This is a genomic window from Mesorhizobium sp. M0239 (genome assembly GCF_040321815.1).
Classification (GTDB): domain Bacteria; phylum Pseudomonadota; class Alphaproteobacteria; order Rhizobiales; family Rhizobiaceae; genus Mesorhizobium.
Map to the genome: position 1 here is coordinate 42957 of NZ_JAMYSG010000036.1, position 17520 is coordinate 60476.

At 63.4% G+C, this 17520-nt stretch carries 20 protein-coding genes; 3 read left to right on the forward strand and 17 right to left on the reverse strand.

The genetic code is table 11. From position 1 onward, the window contains the following. Nucleotides 1–77: 77 nt before the first annotated feature. Nucleotides 78–1355 carry a ubiquinone biosynthesis hydroxylase gene (locus NKI99_RS28945; RefSeq protein WP_352613022.1) on the forward strand — a complete coding sequence of 426 codons (1278 nt, stop codon included), beginning with the start codon at nucleotides 78–80 and terminating at the stop codon, nucleotides 1353–1355. Between the two features lie 240 nt (nucleotides 1356–1595). Here NKI99_RS28945 and NKI99_RS28950 read toward each other — a convergent pair whose 3' ends face one another. The 3 genes from NKI99_RS28950 to NKI99_RS28960 all read right to left on the reverse strand — a co-directional run bounded on the left by NKI99_RS28950 (nucleotide 1596) and on the right by NKI99_RS28960 (nucleotide 2836). Further along, nucleotides 1596–2123, reverse strand: coding sequence for a hypothetical protein (locus NKI99_RS28950; RefSeq protein ID WP_127297690.1), 528 nt, complete (start codon nucleotides 2121–2123; stop codon nucleotides 1596–1598). Between the two features lie 138 nt (nucleotides 2124–2261). Further along, nucleotides 2262–2618 carry a YciI family protein gene (locus tag NKI99_RS28955; protein WP_352555134.1) on the reverse strand — a complete coding sequence of 119 codons (357 nt, stop codon included), beginning with the start codon at nucleotides 2616–2618 and terminating at the stop codon, nucleotides 2262–2264. Then, the gene (locus NKI99_RS28960) at nucleotides 2615–2836 is read right to left on the reverse strand and encodes a hypothetical protein (protein ID WP_352555132.1); all 222 of its coding nucleotides are present in this window, start codon (nucleotides 2834–2836) and stop codon (nucleotides 2615–2617) included. The genes NKI99_RS28955 and NKI99_RS28960 overlap by 4 nt, the downstream gene beginning before the upstream one ends. A 220-nt stretch (nucleotides 2837–3056) precedes the next feature. On the opposite strand from NKI99_RS28960, the gene NKI99_RS28965 reads away from it, so the two are divergent. Continuing rightward, the gene (locus tag NKI99_RS28965; protein WP_352613001.1) at nucleotides 3057–3482 is read left to right on the forward strand and encodes an OsmC family protein; all 426 of its coding nucleotides are present in this window, start codon (nucleotides 3057–3059) and stop codon (nucleotides 3480–3482) included. A 55-nt stretch (nucleotides 3483–3537) separates the two neighbouring features. On the opposite strand, the gene NKI99_RS28970 is transcribed toward NKI99_RS28965, so the two are convergent. The 6 genes from NKI99_RS28970 to NKI99_RS28995 form a co-directional block, all read right to left on the reverse strand. Then, entirely contained in the window at nucleotides 3538–4167 is a 630-nt protein-coding gene (locus tag NKI99_RS28970; protein ID WP_352613003.1) for a YceH family protein, read from the reverse strand. Nucleotides 4168–4200: 33 nt separating this feature from the next. After that, nucleotides 4201–4980, reverse strand: a complete 780-nt coding sequence (locus NKI99_RS28975; RefSeq protein ID WP_013528877.1) for a succinate dehydrogenase iron-sulfur subunit — start codon at nucleotides 4978–4980, stop codon at nucleotides 4201–4203. A 9-nt stretch (nucleotides 4981–4989) separates the two neighbouring features. Continuing rightward, nucleotides 4990–6825, reverse strand: a complete 1836-nt coding sequence (gene sdhA / locus NKI99_RS28980) for a succinate dehydrogenase flavoprotein subunit (RefSeq protein ID WP_352613005.1) — start codon at nucleotides 6823–6825, stop codon at nucleotides 4990–4992. Between the two features lies 1 nt (nucleotide 6826). Beyond that, on the reverse strand, nucleotides 6827–7222 hold the full coding sequence (sdhD, locus tag NKI99_RS28985; protein ID WP_352613007.1) for a succinate dehydrogenase, hydrophobic membrane anchor protein: 396 nt from the start codon (nucleotides 7220–7222) through the stop codon (nucleotides 6827–6829). A 2-nt stretch (nucleotides 7223–7224) separates the two neighbouring features. Further along, nucleotides 7225–7644, reverse strand: coding sequence for a succinate dehydrogenase, cytochrome b556 subunit (sdhC, locus tag NKI99_RS28990; protein WP_128304249.1), 420 nt, complete (start codon nucleotides 7642–7644; stop codon nucleotides 7225–7227). A gap of 260 nt (nucleotides 7645–7904) precedes the next feature. After that, nucleotides 7905–8333 (reverse strand): hypothetical protein, encoded by a 429-nt coding sequence (locus NKI99_RS28995; RefSeq protein WP_352613009.1) that lies wholly within the window; start codon nucleotides 8331–8333, stop codon nucleotides 7905–7907. 262 nt (nucleotides 8334–8595) lie between these two features. On the opposite strand from NKI99_RS28995, the gene NKI99_RS29000 reads away from it, so the two are divergent. Then, entirely contained in the window at nucleotides 8596–8958 is a 363-nt protein-coding gene (locus NKI99_RS29000; RefSeq protein ID WP_352613011.1) for a hypothetical protein, read from the forward strand. A 62-nt stretch (nucleotides 8959–9020) separates the two neighbouring features. Here NKI99_RS29000 and NKI99_RS29005 read toward each other — a convergent pair whose 3' ends face one another. The 8 genes from NKI99_RS29005 to NKI99_RS29040 form a co-directional block, all read right to left on the reverse strand. Then, nucleotides 9021–10238 carry a GGDEF domain-containing protein gene (locus NKI99_RS29005; RefSeq protein ID WP_352613012.1) on the reverse strand — a complete coding sequence of 406 codons (1218 nt, stop codon included), beginning with the start codon at nucleotides 10236–10238 and terminating at the stop codon, nucleotides 9021–9023. A gap of 75 nt (nucleotides 10239–10313) precedes the next feature. Beyond that, nucleotides 10314–11510: a GGDEF domain-containing protein gene (locus NKI99_RS29010; RefSeq protein ID WP_352613014.1), complete on the reverse strand. Its 1197-nt coding sequence runs from the start codon at nucleotides 11508–11510 to the stop codon at nucleotides 10314–10316. A gap of 515 nt (nucleotides 11511–12025) precedes the next feature. After that, a complete protein-coding gene (leuC, locus tag NKI99_RS29015; protein WP_127413741.1) occupies nucleotides 12026–13435 on the reverse strand; it encodes a 3-isopropylmalate dehydratase large subunit in 1410 nt (469 codons plus the stop codon). Nucleotides 13436–13701: 266 nt separating this feature from the next. Continuing rightward, nucleotides 13702–14337: a class I SAM-dependent DNA methyltransferase gene (locus NKI99_RS29020; RefSeq protein ID WP_352613015.1), complete on the reverse strand. Its 636-nt coding sequence runs from the start codon at nucleotides 14335–14337 to the stop codon at nucleotides 13702–13704. Nucleotides 14338–14391: 54 nt separating this feature from the next. Then, nucleotides 14392–15204 (reverse strand): amino acid ABC transporter permease, encoded by an 813-nt coding sequence (locus NKI99_RS29025; protein WP_352613016.1) that lies wholly within the window; start codon nucleotides 15202–15204, stop codon nucleotides 14392–14394. 210 nt (nucleotides 15205–15414) lie between these two features. Continuing rightward, complete coding sequence (locus tag NKI99_RS29030) at nucleotides 15415–16212, reverse strand: transporter substrate-binding domain-containing protein (RefSeq protein WP_128304255.1); 798 nt, start codon at nucleotides 16210–16212, stop codon at nucleotides 15415–15417. A 176-nt stretch (nucleotides 16213–16388) separates the two neighbouring features. Continuing rightward, the gene (locus tag NKI99_RS29035) at nucleotides 16389–16892 is read right to left on the reverse strand and encodes a MarR family winged helix-turn-helix transcriptional regulator (RefSeq protein WP_023811267.1); all 504 of its coding nucleotides are present in this window, start codon (nucleotides 16890–16892) and stop codon (nucleotides 16389–16391) included. Continuing rightward, nucleotides 16889–17323, reverse strand: coding sequence for an organic hydroperoxide resistance protein (locus tag NKI99_RS29040; RefSeq protein WP_023811268.1), 435 nt, complete (start codon nucleotides 17321–17323; stop codon nucleotides 16889–16891). Before NKI99_RS29040 ends, NKI99_RS29035 begins: the two co-directional genes overlap by 4 nt. Nucleotides 17324–17520 lie beyond the last annotated feature (197 nt).

Here is a 17520-nt window from a genome sequence, read left to right on the forward strand (position 1 = left end):
AAGTGTTATGGCGGTTTCCGACAGGACGAACAGGCAGTCAAGGGTGCAGGACCCGGCGGCGCGCAGGAGCGAAGATGATGGAACGCAAGGCGGACACGAAAACCGGGGCAAACGTGAAAACAATATCCGGGCTCGATGTCCTGGTCGCCGGCGCCGGCTATGTCGGCCTGGCCGCCGCCGTGTCGCTGAAGCAGGCGCGACCGGGTCTCGCCATCGCTCTCGTCGATGCCGCACCTGCCGGCGCCTGGCAAAGGGATGGCCGCGCCTCGGCCATTGCCGCCGCCGCCTGCCGCATGCTCGACCAGCTCGGCGTGTGGGCCGAGATCGCGCCGCAGGCACAAGCCATCACCGAGATGATCATCACCGATTCGCGCACCGCCGATCCGGTGCGTCCGGCCTTCCTGACCTTCGACGGCGAAGTGGCGCCGGGCGAGCCTTTTGCGCATATGGTCGCCAACAGGGTGCTGAACGGCGCCTTGCGGGCCCGTGCCGAAAAACTCGGCATCGACATCATCGAAGGCGTCGCCGTGCAGGGGTTCGAGACCAACGGCGCCGGTATCACCGTGCATCTCGCCGACGGCGCGACGCTGAAGGCCCGGCTGCTGGTCGCCGCCGACGGCGTCAACTCGAAGCTGCGCGACATGGCCGGCATCAAGACGGTGAAGTGGGAATATGGCCAGTCCGGCATCGTCTGCACGGTGGCGCATGAACGCCCGCACAATGGTCGCGCCGAAGAGCATTTCCTGCCGGCTGGCCCCTTCGCCACATTGCCGCTCAAGCCCGGCGAGGACGGCACCAACCGCTCGTCGATCGTCTGGGTCGAACGTACGCCCGACGCCGAGAAGCTGGTGGCCGGTGACGATCTCCTCTTCGAACACGAACTCGAACAGCGCTTTGGCCTGAAGCTTGGCGAGATCCGCGCCGCCGACAAGCCGCGCGCCTGGCCGCTCGGCTTGACCATTGCGCGTGCCTTCGTCGCACCCCGCATCGCGCTCGCCGGCGATGCCGCCCACGGCATCCACCCGATCGCCGGCCAGGGCCTCAATCTCGGCTTCAAGGATGTCGCAGCCCTTGCCGAGGTGATCGTCGAGGCCGACCGGCTCGGCCAGGATATCGGAGCGCTCGACGTGCTCGAGCGCTACCAGCAGTGGCGCCGCTTCGACACGGTGCAGATGGGTGTCACCACCGACGCGCTGAACCGGCTGTTTTCCAACGATATCGGCCCGCTGCGCACCGTCCGCGACATCGGCCTCGGCCTCGTCGAACGCATGCCGCGCCTGAAGGAATTCTTCATCCGCCAGGCGTCGGGACTGTCCGCCGGCACGCCAAGACTGTTGAAGGGCGAGGCGATTTGACCCGCCGCCAGCATCCCCAACGTCGTCATCCTTGAGCGTAGCGACGCGAAGCGGAGCGAAGACCCAAGGATCCATGCCGCGACCTTGGCTGAAGAATGCAGCGGAGCAGAATTCTGCACCGTGGTGACGCGTTTGAGTCGCGGCATGGATCCCGGGGTCTGCGCCGCGTCGCTTCGCTCCTTGCTCCGCCCCAGGATGACGAAAGCGATGGGCGTTTCCGCCAATCGCCAAGGTATGCGATCAATTGACCTCAAAACCCAGCTTTTGCCGCAGCCGCAATATCCTCTGGTCGGATATTTCGAGGCGTTTCTCGCCGCCCTGGGCGGCGCGGTTGACCATCTGCAGCAGATCGTTTCGCTCGGCGACATCCAGACGCTCGCGCAGGAACGGCGCCAGCTTGTCGATGACGATTGTGGTGTCGTCGATCTGTGACGCCGCCCATTTGGCGTAGACCACCGCTTCGTCCGTTTTCTTCTTGTCGGCGATCTCGGAAATCACCGCGCGGATGACGGCCTCGCGCTGCGGCAGGATGGGCCCATCCTCGGAGACGATTGACGTGATCAGCGTAGCCGCCGCTACGACCGGATCATCGATCGCCGTCAGCGGCGACAGCGCCGCCTGCTTGCGCAGCTTCTTGCGGCGGATGTTGCCCTGTACGCGCCCGACAACGTCCGCAACCTCACGAGCCGCGTCGTTCATTGCCTTCATCCGATACCACCAGAACGCCGCCGCGCCCATCACGCCAAGGAGAGCAATCAGGAAAGGCATGTCGAAATCCCCAAGAACCCCGGCGACGATAGGAGAACTCTCGCCTTGCTTCAACACGCAAAAGTTGCGCACGAAATGAACCAGGACGATCGTTCAGTCGAATGTCTTGGTTTCCGCGTGGCTGTAGCACATGGCGGGCTATGACCCCGGCACATCGTAGATCGCCCGCACCTCGATGGTGCCTATTTCGGCCAGCGGGATCTCGCCGGCGATCTCCAGCGCCTGGTCGAGATTGTCGGCCTCGATCATGACGAAGCCGAGCAACTGCTCCTTGGTTTCGGCGAACGGGCCGTCGGTGATCAGCCGCTTGCCCTGGCGTCGCCGTAGCGTCTTCGACGTCTTCACCGATTGGAGCGCCTGTGCGACGATCAGCATCCCACGCTGATCCAATGACCGGTCATGAGCCATGGAATCGGCATCGAGCTTGGCCAGACGCTCCGGCGTCATGGCATGGAGGTCGTTTTCCTCGCCATAGACCAGACAGACATATCTCATTTCCAGCTCCTTTGCTGTGACGAACCATAGGCGATCACGATATCGGTTGAGTCCTTGCCGGCAGCAACATGATCGAGAAGGCTGACCGCAATGCCGATAATGGCAACTGCCGCAAGCAGCCGGCCGAAGCCGGAGGGCGGCACATGCAGCGGGTCGCTTTCCCCTAGATCAGCCCTTCGGCCGGTGCTTGTCCAATGGGCAGAAAACAGATTGTTCATCCGAACCTCCATCCGCCACGAGAATCCGTGGTCCCCGCAGGACGGTCGGGGCCGATGCAAGTCGACATTTTTGCACGCACATTTTTTCAAAAAAAGATTCGGCGCGGTCCGCCGGCGCTGCATGCGCGCGCAAACAGCGCGGTGGCCTTCCCTCGCGCCCGCGCTATAGTTGGGAGGAACGCCGCCTGGCCGGCGCCACCGCTGTAACAAGGAGGAATTCATGGACCGCACCGCAAACGCCATCTGGAAAGGCGATCTGAAAGGGGGCACAGGCACGCTCGACACCCAGAGCGGGACCCTGAAAGGCACGCCCTATTCGTTCAAGGCACGCTTCGAGGACGAAAGCGGCAAATCCGGCACCAATCCGGAAGAACTTATCGCCGCCGCGCACGCCGGCTGCTTTGCCATGCAGTTTTCGCATTTCCTGGCCGAGAACGGCACCCCCGCCGCCGAACTCGACGCCAAAGCCGTGGTGACGCTGGTTCCCGGCACGGGGATCACCGGCAGCGCCCTCACCGTGGTCGGCAAGGTGCCGGGCGTCGATGCGGCGAAATTTGGGGAGTTGGCCGAGAAGGCCAAGGCCGGATGCCCGGTCTCGAAGGCGCTCGGCGCCATAAACGTATCGCTCGACGCCAGGCTCGGCTGAAAACGCTGCATCCAGTGTGAAGACCCGGCGCGAACGCCCAGGCGCGCGCCGGGACCTATGCTCCCAGCGCGTCCAGCCGGGCGCGAAGTGCGGCGACTTCCTGCTCCAGTGCGTCTAGCCGGGCTTCCAGGTCGGAAGCAGGCAGGGCCGATGCACTCCGCTGCGCCGAAAGGGCTGCAACGTCCATCGGGCCGCTCAGCAGATGCACGTAGCGGTCCTCGCGCTGGCCCGGTCCTCGCGGGATTTCCTGGATGAGTGGCGGCCGACGTCCGATCAGCATGTCGAGTTCGGCGCGCAGATCTTCGATCGATGAGAACCGCGCCATGCGCTCGCCCCGCGCCGACAATTCATGGGCGGTCTGCGGCCCACGCAGCAACAGCAAGCCGATCAAAGCGGTCTGCGGCGTGGTCAGCGAGAAGCGCTGCGCCATCTGGTGCTCGTAGCGCTCGACACGCGAACCGAACATCTGCCTCACCAGCCCCTTTTGTTCGAGCAGCTTCAGGCCCCGGTGCACCTCGGTCTGCTCCAGCGCCATTACCGGCTCACGCGCCGTCTTCTGGTTGGCGGCGGCCAGTGCTGAATTCAGCGTGAGCGGATAGACATCCGGCGTCAGCTCCTTCTTCTCGATCAGGCAGCCGAGCACACGGGCTTCTACCAGGGAAAGGATGGGAAGATCATCGCTCATTGGATTTGCTTTCGCCAGCAACCGACCGCCAGCCTAAACCCTTCTCTCAACCATCATCTTCTTGATCTCGGCGATCGCCTTGGCCGGGTTGAGGCCCTTGGGGCAGGTCTGCGCGCAGTTCATGATGGTGTGGCAGCGATAGAGCCGGAACGGATCTTCGAGGTTGTCGAGCCGCTCGCCGGTGGCCTCGTCGCGGCTATCGATCAGCCAGCGATAGGCCTGCAAGAGCGTTGCCGGGCCGAGATAGCGGTCGCCGTTCCACCAATAGCTCGGGCACGAGGTCGAGCAGCAGGCGCACAATATGCATTCGTATAGCCCGTCGAGCTTCTCGCGGTCCTCGTGGCTCTGCAGCCACTCCTTGGCCGGCTCCGGCGACACCGTCTTCAGCCAGGGCTGGATCGAGGCATGCTGGGCGTAGAAATTGGTGAGGTCCGGCACAAGATCCTTGACCACCTGCATATGCGGCAGCGGGTAGACTTTTACCGCGCCGGAAATGTCGTCGCAGCCCTTGGTGCAGGCGAGCGTGTTGGAGCCGTCGATGTTCATGGCGCAGGAGCCGCAAATGCCTTCGCGGCAGGAACGCCGCAAGGTCAGTGTCGGGTCGATCTTGTTCTTGATCCACAGCAGCGCGTCGAGCACCATCGGCCCGCAATCGTCCATGTCGACGAAATAGGTGTCGATGCGCGGGTTCTCGTCATCGTCCGGCGACCAGCGGTAGATGCGGTATTCCCGCAGATTGGTGGCGCCCTCCGGCTTCGGCCAGGTCTTCCCCGGCTTGATCTGCGAATTCTTCGGGAGCGTGAGTTCAACCATGTTCGATCCTCAATACACTCTGGCCTTGGGCGCGATCTTGGCGAGGCTGATGCCGCCGTCCTTTTCAGCCAGCTGCGGCTCGGTGTGCACCGGCCGGTAGGAGAGCGTCACCTTGCCGTCTTCGCTCAGCCTGGCCAGCGTATGCTTGCGCCAGACCGCGTCGTCGCGCGCCGAAAAGTCCTCGCGTGCGTGCGCGCCACGGCTCTCCTTGCGCGCCTCGGCGCTGTAGACCGTGGTGATGGCATTGGCCATCAGGTTTTCCAGCTCCAGCGTCTCGACCAGATCGGAGTTCCAGATCATCGAGCGGTCGGACACTTTGATGTCCTTCAACTCGCCCCAGATCTGCGAAACCCGCTTGCAGCCGCTTTCGAGGGACTCCTGCGTGCGGAATACGGCCGCGTCTTCCTGCATCGCCTTCTGCATCTTCTCGCGCAGCACCGCCGTCGGCGTCGAGCCATTGGCGTGGCGGAGCCGGTCGAAGCGGTCCATGATCTTTTCGACCGAGGCTTCGTTGGGCGAAGGGATGGCCGATTTGCGGTCGATGACCTGGCCGGCCCGGATAGCCGCCGCGCGGCCGAACACCACAAGATCGATCAGCGAATTCGAACCGAGCCGATTGGCGCCATGCACGGAGGCACAGCCGGCTTCGCCGACAGCCATCAACCCGGGCGACACCTGGTCGGGATTGAGCGCCGTCGGATTGAGCACCTCGCCCCAGTAATTGGTCGGCACGCCGCCCATATTGTAATGCACCGTCGGCAGCACCGGGATCGGCTCCTTGGTCAGGTCGACACCGGCAAAGATCTTGGCCGATTCCGAAATGCCCGGCAGCCGCTCATGCAGGACGGCGGGATCGAGATGGTCGAGATGTAGGAAGATGTGGTCCTTGTTCTTGCCGACGCCGCGGCCCTCGCGGATTTCCAGCGTCATGCAGCGCGAGACGACGTCGCGCGAGGCAAGGTCCTTGGCCGACGGCGCATAGCGCTCCATGAAGCGCTCGCCCTCGGAATTGACGAGATAGCCGCCCTCGCCGCGCGCACCCTCGGTGATCAGGCAGCCGGCGCCATAGATGCCGGTCGGGTGGAATTGCACGAACTCCATGTCCTGCAGCGGAAAGCCGGCACGCGCTGCCATGCCGCCGCCGTCGCCGGTGCAGGTGTGTGCCGAGGTGGCCGAGAAATAGGTGCGGCCATAGCCGCCGGTCGCCAGCACCACCATCTTGGCGGAGAAACGGTGGATGGTGCCGTCATCGAGGTTCCAGGCAAGAACGCCGGTGCAGGTGCCGTCCGGCTCCATGATCAGGTCGAGCGCGAAATACTCGATGAAGAACTGCGCATTGTTCTTCAGCGACTGGCCGTAAAGCGTGTGCAGGAGGGCATGGCCGGTGCGGTCGGCGGCGGCACAGGTGCGCTGCACCGGGGGACCTTCGCCGTAATTCATCATGTGGCCGCCGAAGGGCCGCTGGTAGATCTTGCCCTCTTCGGTGCGCGAAAACGGCACGCCGTAATGTTCGAGCTCGTAGACCGCGGCCGGCGCTTCGCGCACCAGATATTCCATGGCGTCGACATCGCCCAACCAGTCCGAGCCCTTGACGGTGTCGTACATGTGCCACTGCCAGGAATCGGGACCCATGTTGGACAGCGAGGCGGCAATGCCGCCTTGCGCCGCCACCGTGTGCGAGCGGGTCGGGAACACCTTGCTGATGCAGGCGGTGCGCAGGCCCTGTTCGGCCATGCCGAGCGTGGCGCGCAGGCCGGCGCCGCCGGCGCCAACGACCACCACGTCAAACTTGTGGTCGACATAAGTGTAGCCAGCGCTGTTGGCTTGTGTCGCGTCCTTGGCCAACTCAGCCTCCGAATGTCAGCTTGAGCAGGGCGAAGATCGAGGCGACGCCGACCGCTATGGGAAAAAATGTATTGAGCGCGATCAGCGCCAGCTTCATGCCTTCGCCATGCACGTAATCCTCGATGATCACCTGCATGCCGATCCGCATATGGATGAGCCCGGAGATGAGCACCAGGGCCATCACCAGCGCCACGAACGGGTTGGCAAGAGCTGCCCGCACATGTGCGTAGTCGGCGCCGTTGAGCGCGATCAGGAAGCCGACGAAGAACAGGATCAGCGGGATGTTGGCGATCGCGGTGAGGCGTTGGCGCCAGAAATGCCCGGTGCCTTCGCGGGCGGAGCCGAGGCCGCGGACCCTCGCCAGCGGCGTGCGCATGTCGGTGTTTTTGCCGCTCATGATCAGGCTCCCCGCGCCATAGTGCCGGCGATCCAGATCAGCAGGGTGAGCAGGATCGAGCCGGCCAGCGTCGCCCAGGCGATCTTCGAGGCGGTATGCTTCTCCAGACCCGCGCCGGTGTCCCAGACCAGATGGCGCACGCCACCCAGCATATGGTGCATCAGCGCCCAGGTGTAGCCGAACAGGATGAGCCGGCCGAGCCAGGTGCCGAAGGCCCAATTGGCCCAATCGAACGTCGCCTGCGAGCTTGCCGCCGCCATCAGCCACAGGGCGACCAGCAGCGTGCCGAAATACAGCGCGCCACCGGTGATGCGGTGAATGATCGACATCGTCATGGTGATCGGTGGCCGGTACACGGTGAGGTGCGGCGAAATCGGCCGTTCACGTCTGACAAATTCGCGGGTGGCTGGTGATTTGCTCATGGCTCCCCCAGTTCGGCGTCTCTCTGGAGCCTCAGGTGGAAATGCGGCATTGCCGCTTCCGGTTGCGACTTCGGACAGCCGGTTTCTAATGCTCTTTTTGCACCGCGTCAAAGCCAGAAAACCGTTTCGAAAACGTAATTTAGTCTGACTAAAAGGCCTGCTTGAGCTTCAATCGATTAGGCCGGGAGGCCTGAAGCCGGCTCGATATCGCTGCAGTGCAACATGTCTGGCCCAAGGGCCCAGCGATGTTGAGATTGGCGCTAGCGTTTGCAGGTCTGCGGCGTCGACCCCTTCTTCATCACCAGCGCCTCGCGTCCGTCGATCACGATTGCGTCATGCGTGGCCGTCTGGTAGCGGCTGGTCTGGTTGGCGGGCGACGCCGCAAACTCCTCGGTCGCGCCGTCGGACCCGACCACACGCAACGACGTGCCAAGATTTTGGATGGAAATGATACCGTTGTTGCCGCATCTGTAGGTGGCCGCGCCTATGCCGGATCGCGGCGCGGTAAGGTCGGTGATGATCTTGATTGCAGCTGCCGGAGGCGCCGCGGCTTCGACGGACTGCTGAGCCGGTGCAGGTGAGACGACGACGGTATTGGCCGGCTTCGGCGCGCTGTCCTGCGGCACACAGGCAGCGACGACACCGAGCAACGGGAAAACGGACACCCAAATCGGCCGGCGTAGCGCCATATGCTGTCCTCCCGCGCGGCAAACCAGCCGCGATGCTTTGTCCAGATCAACGTCGTCGCGACGCCGGGGCGGACGCCGCCGCGATGGTGCGGCCGAGCATGGCCGAATGATGGCCACCGGGTTTTCCATCCAGTCGGATATTAACGGATATTAACCATGTTTACCGAGACATCGCCGCCAAACGCACCGGCCTCTTAACAAAGGTTAAGAAAACGTTAATTTCTGATTCGAGGAGGCTTTCCCTCAAGACACGGAGGACGCCATGCGTTCGAATTCGGGCAGATCGCGCTTTGCGGCGCTCATCGTGGCGGCCTCGGTCGTTGGCCTTGCAGCGCCAGCGCTCGCCGGCGCCCGGCATCAGGATCGTGTCTACGCTGATTCCTTCGGCAACCTCGTCGTCGACAGCGCCGCCGGCTACAAGCGCATTATCGTCGGCGAAGGCAGGCTGGCCAAGCAGCTATCCGACTACACCAGCGCCGGCCAGCCCAAGGTGATCTACGAGAACGAAGCCGACGAGATCAGCGGATACAGCGATTGCTACCGGCCGCCGGTGCTGGTGAAGGGCCGCTCCTATATGTACGGTCTCTCCGACGGCGAGATGCCCGAGCTCAGCCCCTGCCGCTAGTCTCTTTGTCTGGACGCAATTTCCAAGGGAAAGCGCTATGCGCTTTTCCCGGGAAAACCGTTTCACACTTTTCCTGAAATTGCTCTGGCTTCCATTCCGGCTGACGACCAATTGCCGGCAGGCCCGGCGGAGACGCGCACGCAATCGCGCCCGGCATTCTTCGCCTGATAGAGCGCCTGGTCGGCGCGCCGCATCAGATCGGCAAAGTCTTCGCTCGGATGAAGTTCGGCGACGCCGAAGCTCGCGGTGCAGCGGTTGTCAGCCGGCAGCCCGTCGATGGGCAGCCCGCCAAAGGCGCTGCGCGTGCCCTCGGCGAACAGCCGCGCCGCGGCAAGGTTGGTTCCCGGCAGGATGATGGCGAACTCCTCGCCGCCGATGCGGCCGGCAACGTGATGCGCGGCGGCGGCTTCGCGCAGGAAGCCTGCAAAAATCTCGATCACCCGGTCGCCTGACGCATGGCCGAAACTGTCGTTGACGCTCTTGAAATGATCGAGGTCGGCAATGACCAGCGCGACCGGCACGCCTTGCCGCATCGCGCCAAGCACCGCCAGCTCGGCATGGCGGGTGAAGCCGCCGCGGTTGAGCAGGCGCGAAAGCGTGTCCGTCTCCGACTTCGACGTCACTTCGGCAAGCACGTCGCGAACCAGGATGGCCAGCATCAGCAGCGCCAGCGCCAGCGCAAAGACAGTGCCGAGCGATTGCGACACCAGCGCGTAGTTGCTTTGCAGATAGGCCTGCGGATTGGCGCCCCAGCCGCCGAGCGCATGCGCGATGAACGGCTTGGAGGCAAACTGCAGGCCGCTCGCCGCCAGCACGGCCATCAATATGCGATCGAGACGGTCAAGCTTTTGCCTCGATGACCAGACGATGGCCAGCCCGACGAACTGCATGACCGCATAGGGAAGCTGGTAAGCCATGATGCGGATGAGCGACTGGCGAGGCAGGTCCTGCACGAAATACACGGCTATGGTGGTGGCCAACAGGAAAAACAGCATCGGCTTCCAGGGCGGCGCCACGCCGTATTTGCGGGCAAGCCCGCCATTGAACGCAATGGTGGCGCCAAGGAAGACCGCGAAGGCGGCAACGACCGGGAGCCGCGCGTCGGCAAAAGCGGGAATGGAGAATTCGATGGCCGAATAGGCCATGCCCAGCAGATAGCCAAATGCCAGCCAGCGCGCCGGCGCCCGGCCGACATCGTGGAAGGCGACCGCCATGAAGGATGCCGCCAGCAGGCCGGCAACCGACAGATTGATCAACAGGATGAAGTTGGCGCCGCTCATGTTCTCCCGCACCCGCGCCGACAGCTAATCATCGACGGGCGAAGAAGACGTTAACGCCGTCCCGGCCGGACAGATTCAGCCGGTCTTGAGCGGCTCCGGCAGGAACGCCGTTTCCGGCCGCTCATAGGACAGGCGTACACTGTCGCGGCCGTTCTTCTTGGCTTTGTAGAGCGCATCGTCGGCACGGCGCATCAGCGGCTCCAGCGCCTCGCCACCGCTGCGGGCCGCCACGCCGAAGCTTGCCGTCACCTTCGTTCCCTGGGGAAGCCCGTCGACATGGCCGGCCGAATAGACGGTGCGCACCGCTTCGGCGAACAGCCGCGCCGCCGCAAGATCGCTGAGGGGCAGCAGCACCGCGAATTCCTCGCCGCCGATACGCCCGGCAACACCGCGCGCGCCGGCCGCCGACCGAAGCTTGGCGGCGAAGTCGGCGATCACCCGATCGCCCGCCCCATGCCCATGCACATCGTTGAGCGCCTTGAAGTGATCGAGGTCGGCCAGCACCAGCGCGACCGGGAACCGGGCCGAGGCGCAGTGCTGCAAGAGCCGCATGCCTCGCTCCTCGAAGCCACGCCGGTTGAGCAGGCCCGACAGGGGGTCGGTATAGGTCTCGGTCTTCAATGCCTTCAACACGTCGAGTGCCGCGGCGGAAAACAGGCACAGCGCGATGAGCAGCGAGAGCAGCGCGTGCGACAGCAGCGCCGTCGTCCAGTAGGACGAGCCATAGAACCCGTCATAGCTGGCGAAGGGCCCATGCGCGATGACGACGGCAAGGGTGCGCACGAAGAAATTGACGCCCGACAGCAGCGACAGCACAAACAGGATTTTTTCGGTCGGGCCGTTGTTGCGTACCGGGCGCAGTTCGGCGGCAACCAGAAGGCTGATGCCGCCGAATGCGAAATTCATCGCCAGGATGCGCCAGGTGAGATCCGGCGCGACGAACAGGAACCAGCATAACGACGCCAGGCCGCCGCCCGCCAACACGGCGATCCCCACAGAGGGCACCTTGCGGCCATAACGGTGGATGACGGCGCTGGACAGGCAGCAGGCAGCGATGGTGAAGCAGATGTTCGACGTAAGCTTGGTCAGCGGCATCCCGATGGGCAAGGTGAAATACTGGAGCAGGAAGCCAGCCGCCGAGAGACTGTAGCTGATCGCCAGAACGGCCAGATAGGGGCGGTGGCGCTGATAGGACCATAGCACAAGGAACGCCGCGCCGAGCGCCAGCGCGATCGTCGGGTTGAGCAGCGCAATGAGCAGACCCGTGTCCAACCGACTGTGACTTCCCCTGGCTTACGTCAGGGAAGAGCTTAGAGGGCAAGCCCAAACAAGCGGTTAAGCCATGCGGCAAGCAGGACCGCCGCCTCAAAATAATGTCAGGGAACCGCAGTCCCCAGTCAGCGTTCCTCCGTTCACAATCTGGAGCGACCCATGGCCGACACAATCACACTGACCGACCACGATGCGATCCGCTCGTGGGCTGCCGGGCGCGCCGGCTTTCCCGCAATCGTCGACATATCGCCGGAGGCGGGGACGCAGCCCATGTTGAGGCTGGTCTTCGGCCAGCACGCCTATCAGGATCAGGACCAGCCTGAACGGCCGCTCAATGCGGGAGGCTATGAACTCGTCGAATGGGACGAATGGTTCAAGCTCTTCAGGAACAACAGCTTGCGCTTGTGGTCGCCGCCGAACAGCCGGGACGCCGCGAGGAGTTCCACGAACTCGTCCGCCGTGACGGGAAGCTTTGAACCCGAGCCCACGCGGCTCGGGTTCTGTTCAAATCCGGGTTACTTCCACTCGCGTATGTCGACGAAGTGGCCGGCGATCGCCGCCGCCGCCGCCATGGCCGGCGAAACCAGATGGGTGCGGCCCTTGAAACCCTGCCGGCCCTCGAAATTGCGGTTCGAGGTGGAGGCGCAGCGTTCATGCGGCTTCAGCCGGTCGTCGTTCATCGCCAGGCACATCGAACAGCCCGGCTCGCGCCAGTCGAAACCGGCGGCGAGGAAGATCTTGTCGAGACCTTCGGCTTCCGCCTGTTCCTTGACCAGGCCGGAACCCGGCACGATCATCGCATCGACATGCGGGCTGACCGTCTTGCCTTCGACCACCTTGGCGACGGCGCGCAGATCCTCGATGCGGCCATTGGTGCAGGAACCGATGAAGACGCGATCGAGCGTGATGTCGGTGATCTTGGTGCCCGGCGTCAGCCCCATATAGTCGAGCGCGCGCTGCTTGGAGGTGCGCTTGTTTTCATCGGCGATGTCGTCCGGGTTCGGCACGATGCCTTGCACCGACACCACATCCTCGGGCGACGAGCCCCAGGAGACGATCGGCGGCAGCTTGGCCGCGTCGAGCACGATCACCTTGTCGAAATGCGCGCCCTCGTCGGACTGCAGCGTCTTCCAGTATTCGAGTGCCGCATCCCAGGACGCGCCCTTCGGCGCGCGAGGCTTGTCCTTGACATAGGCGAAGGTCGTCTCGTCGGCGGCGATCAGGCCGGCGCGCGCACCGCCTTCGATCGACATGTTGCAGATCGTCATGCGGCCTTCCATCGACAGGGCACGGATCGCCTCGCCGGCATATTCGATGACATAGCCGGTGCCGCCGGCGGTGCCGATCTCGCCGATGATAGCGAGGATGATGTCCTTGGCGGTGACGCCCTCCGGCAGCTGGCCGTCAACGCGCACCAGCATGTTCTTGGCCTTGCGCTGGATCAGCGTCTGTGTCGCCAGAACATGCTCGACCTCGGACGTGCCGATGCCATGCGCCAGCGCGCCGAAAGCGCCATGCGTCGAGGTGTGGCTGTCGCCGCAGACGATGGTCATGCCGGGCAGAGTAAAGCCCTGCTCCGGACCGATGATGTGGACGATGCCCTGGCGAATATCGTTCTCGGAATAATATTCGACGCCGAAATCCCTGGCGTTCTTGGCCAGCGCCTCGACCTGGATACGGCTTTCCTCGTTCTTGATGCCGAACTTGCGCTCGGGTGAGGTCGAGACATTGTGATCGACCACGGCCAGCGTCTTTTCCGGATGTCGGACTTTACGGCCGGTCATGCGCAGGCCTTCGAAGGCCTGCGGGCTGGTCACTTCATGGACCAGGTGGCGGTCGATATAGAGCAGGCAGGTGCCGTCGTCCTGGCGGTCGACGACATGGTCGTCGAAAATCTTGTCGTAGAGGGTGCGCGGTGCGCTCATGTGCGTAAATCCGTCGATATGAGAATGGGAAAGACGCCTGACTTGCGGCCCGGCGAAAACGACCTGAACAGGTCGGCCTAGGGTAGTCGGCTGGTCAGCGCCCCGGACACGCGCGCGGAAAAGCGCGACGGCAGGCGTTTCCTGTCCTGCAGCACGAACCCCTTGTAGGCCGGATCGCCAAAAAGCTCTTCCATGGCGTGGCTCATACCAATGTTTTGGGTTTTCGGCAATTGCGGCGTGTCTTCGCAGAACCCAAACCTCTCCGCTCAGATCACTTCAAACACAAACGTCTTCACCAGCGCTTCGGGCTCGGCGATCGCATAGCAGCGGAACCACGGGCTTTCCTCGACCGGTCGCCATTTCCCAGCTTGCTCCAGCTCATCGAACACGGCTTGAAAGCCGCCACTTTCGAACACCTGGTCACGCACGGTGAAGATGGCATGGCCACCCTTGCGAGTGATGCGCACCAACTCGTGCAGACTAGAGGCCGGCGCATGGCTGATGGTGAACACTCCGGTCGAGAAGAAGGCGCGGAAGTGGCCGTCAGGCCATGGCAACGTGTCGCCCAGCATTGCCTGCTTCAGTTCGCCGTAGGCATTGCGGCTGCCGGCGATCTTCAGCATATCGTGCGAGAGGTCGAGCCCCGCAATGTCGCGGTAACCGAGCGCCTTCAGCGACGGTCCCGACAGGCCGGTGCCGCAGCCGGCATCGAGCAAGGGGCCATCGCCCGCCGGCACATGGCGCGCCACCCAGGCGGTGATCAGGAAAGGCAGGAGGTAGCCGAGCGAGGCGGTCTCGCTGTCATAGGTCGCGGCCCATGCGGCATAGGCCTCTTCAAGCGCTTCCGGCGTGTCGGCCGTGTAGACGGAATCCAGCGCCGCATTGGCTTTGTCGACGATCATGGGACCTCCTCAACGGGAATGCTCGGGGATCGTAATGCTGTCTTCGCCGAAAAACTATTCCTCGTGCTGACGGCGCAGCCGCCGCTCCAGCGCCCTGAGCGCCAGCGACAGTCCGACGGTCAGGATGAGATAGATGTAGGCCGTTAGCGAATAGGTCTCGAAGAAGCGAAAGGAGCCGGCGGCGTAGACCTTGCCCATCTGCGTGATGTCGGCAACGCCGAGCACCGAGACCAGCGAGGAATCCTTGACCAGCGCGACGAAATCATTGCCGAGCGGCGGCAGGATGGTGCGGATTGCCTGTGGGAACACGATCAGCCGGAAGCGCTGAGCGCGGGTCAGCCCAAGCGCCTTCGCCGCCTCGATCTGGCCCTTCTCCACCGACTGGATGCCGGCCCGGAAAACCTCCGAGATGAAAGCCGAATAGCCGATGGTCAGCGCCATGATGGCGCGCCAGAGCAGCGACACGTCGCGCACCAAAAGCTCGCCGAACAGGCCCGCACTTTGCAGCGGCGCGGTCAGCGCGTTCCAAGCCGCGACGAAGGCCGGTGCACCGGCAAAGGCGATCCAGAACAACAGCACCAGGATCGGCACGCCGCGGATGATCTCGACATAAAAGCGCGCGATCTGGCGCAGCCAGCGCGAGCCGGACATTCCCATCAGCGCGATGCCGAGACCCATGGCCGAAGCCAGCACGAAGGCAATCACGGTGACGAAGATGGTGACGCCGATGCCCTTGGCGACCGTGGCGAACACCTGGGTATAGAGGTTGCTGGTGGCGACGAAGACGGCCACCGCGATGGCGAGGACTGCGGCAACGACGAGCCACCAGGGGAAGTCGGCTTTGGAGGAAGAGCAAGGGACCTGCATCAGACGGATTGCGCCAAGGCACCCCCCTCTGGCCTGCCGGCCATCTCCCCCGCAAGGAGGGAGATTGGCAGCTTCAATGCCCGCGCCTTTTCTTCAATGCTGGAGGTACGCGAAGGCAGGGCGGACAGCTGATCTCCCCCCTTGCGGGGGAGATGCCCGGCAGGGCAGAGGGGGGTGTTCAAGCACCGTGTCTGCGTGAGGTTCAGCGAACTACTGCCCCATCTTGTAATCAAGAAACCATTTCTTGTTGAGCGCATCGAGGGTGCCGTCGGCCTTCAGCGCCGCGATGGCCGCGTTGACCGGCTTCACCAGGTCCGAACCCTTCGGGAAGATAAACCCAAAATCCTCGGTGCCGAGCGGTCCGCCGATCAACTTCAGCTTGCCTTCGGAGGCATCGACATAACCCTTGCCTGCGGTACCATCGGTCAAAACAACATCGACGTCGCCTGATTTCAGCGCCTGCACCGTCGCGCCGAACGTCTCGAACAGTTTGATGCGCGGGTTCTGCTCATTGCCGTCGAGCACGCTGTAGACGGCGGTGTAGAAGGGCGTGGTGCCGGCCTGCGCGCCGACCAGCCCGTCCTTGAAGGCGCCGAAGGTCTTGGCGTCGGTGAAGCGGCTCTCATCGCCGCGCACCAGCATGAACTGTTCCGAGCGCATATAGGGGTCGGAGAAATCGACCTTCTCCTTGCGGTCGTCCTTGATGGTGATGCCGGTCATGCCGATGTTGTACTGGTTGTCGGAAACCGCCTGGATCATCGCGTCCCAGGAAGTGTTCTGGTACTCGACCGTGAAATTCAGCCGCTTGGCGATCTCGTTCATCGCGTCATATTCCCAGCCGATCTGCTTGCCGGTCTTGGCATCGATGAACTGCAGCGGCGGATAGGCGTTTTCGGTCACAACCACCACCTTCTTGCCGCCGAGGTCGGGCAGCGCCTGCGCGAAGGCGGCAACGGGTGCCAGGACGAGGGCAAGCAGGCCCGCCAGCAGCAGTTTCGATTTGGTCATGACACACTCCCCGGGAATTGATGACCCGGGCATGGCCGGGCTTGCAGGAAAATCCGGCGCCGACTTTAGCTTTCCGCAAGCGTCATGCAAGACGCTCTGCCGTGTCGCCTGGGGCGAAATCGGATTCCAATGCTCTCGATCGGAAGATTCCGGGAGATCCGTGCCTTGGCCGGCGGTCAGTCAGCCGCCGGTGCCTTGGCGTCCGTCTCGCGCAGCCCAGCAATGAGCTTGGCCAGGATGCGGTGCAGGCCATCCAGTTCGACCGCGCTGAGGCGGGGAAATTGGCAGAGTATCTGGACAGCAACGTCTTTGGCGGGCCCGCGTAGCGACTGTCCCTTGGCTGTCAGCTCCAGAAGCACCCGGCGCTCGTCGGCAGCGTCGCGCCGGCGGGTGATGAAGCCGCCCGCCTCCAGCCGTTTGAGCAGGGGTGTCAGCGTCGCCGAATCGAGACCCAGCACCTCGCCGAGCCCACCCACCGTGCGTGGCGCTCGCTCCCACAGCGCCATCATCGCCAGATATTGCGGATAGGTGAGGCCGAGCGGTTCGAGCAACGGCCGGTAGAGCCGTGTCATCAGCCCGCTAGCCGAATAGAGGGCGAAGCAGATTTGGTCGTCGAGTTTCGGCACCCCGGCGAAATCCGCCGAGGCCTGCGTGGTATCGTCCGTCTGTTTTGTGTTCATGCTGCCTTTGCCGGAAGCGCCTTAGCCGAAAGCGCCACCTCGATGTTGCCCTTGATGGCGTTGGAATAGGGGCAAACCTGGTGCGCCGCCGATACAAGCGCTTCCGCCGCCGCCTGATCAAGACCTTTTGTTTCCGCTGCCAGCGAAACGCCGAGCACAAATCCGCCCTGCGCATTGCTGTGCAGGCTGACATTTGCCGTCACCGAGGCATCCTGCAGCGGCAGTTTCTGCTTGCCGGCGATGAAGCGCATGGCGCTTTCGAAGCAGGCGGCATAGCCGGCGGCGAAAAGCTGTTCGGGATTGGTGGCGCCACCTTTGCCGCCAAGCTCCTTGGGCATGGCAAGATCGAGGCTGAGCAAGCCATCATCGCTCTGGACATGGCCGGCGCGGCCGCCGACGGCGCGGGCTTGGGTAGAATACAATGCAGGCATTTCATTTCCCCATTTAAATCGTGCACGATTGTTTAGTACACGATGTAAATCGAGTCAACCGCCGACTTTTCCGCCAGCCAGCCCCCGGAAACGAAAAAAGGCGGCCGAAGCCGTAATGCAGTTCACTTAAGTTGGGCTGGATGAGGATCTGGTAAGACCTATCGAACAGGATGGAGATTCGTTTCCATCCTGTTCGT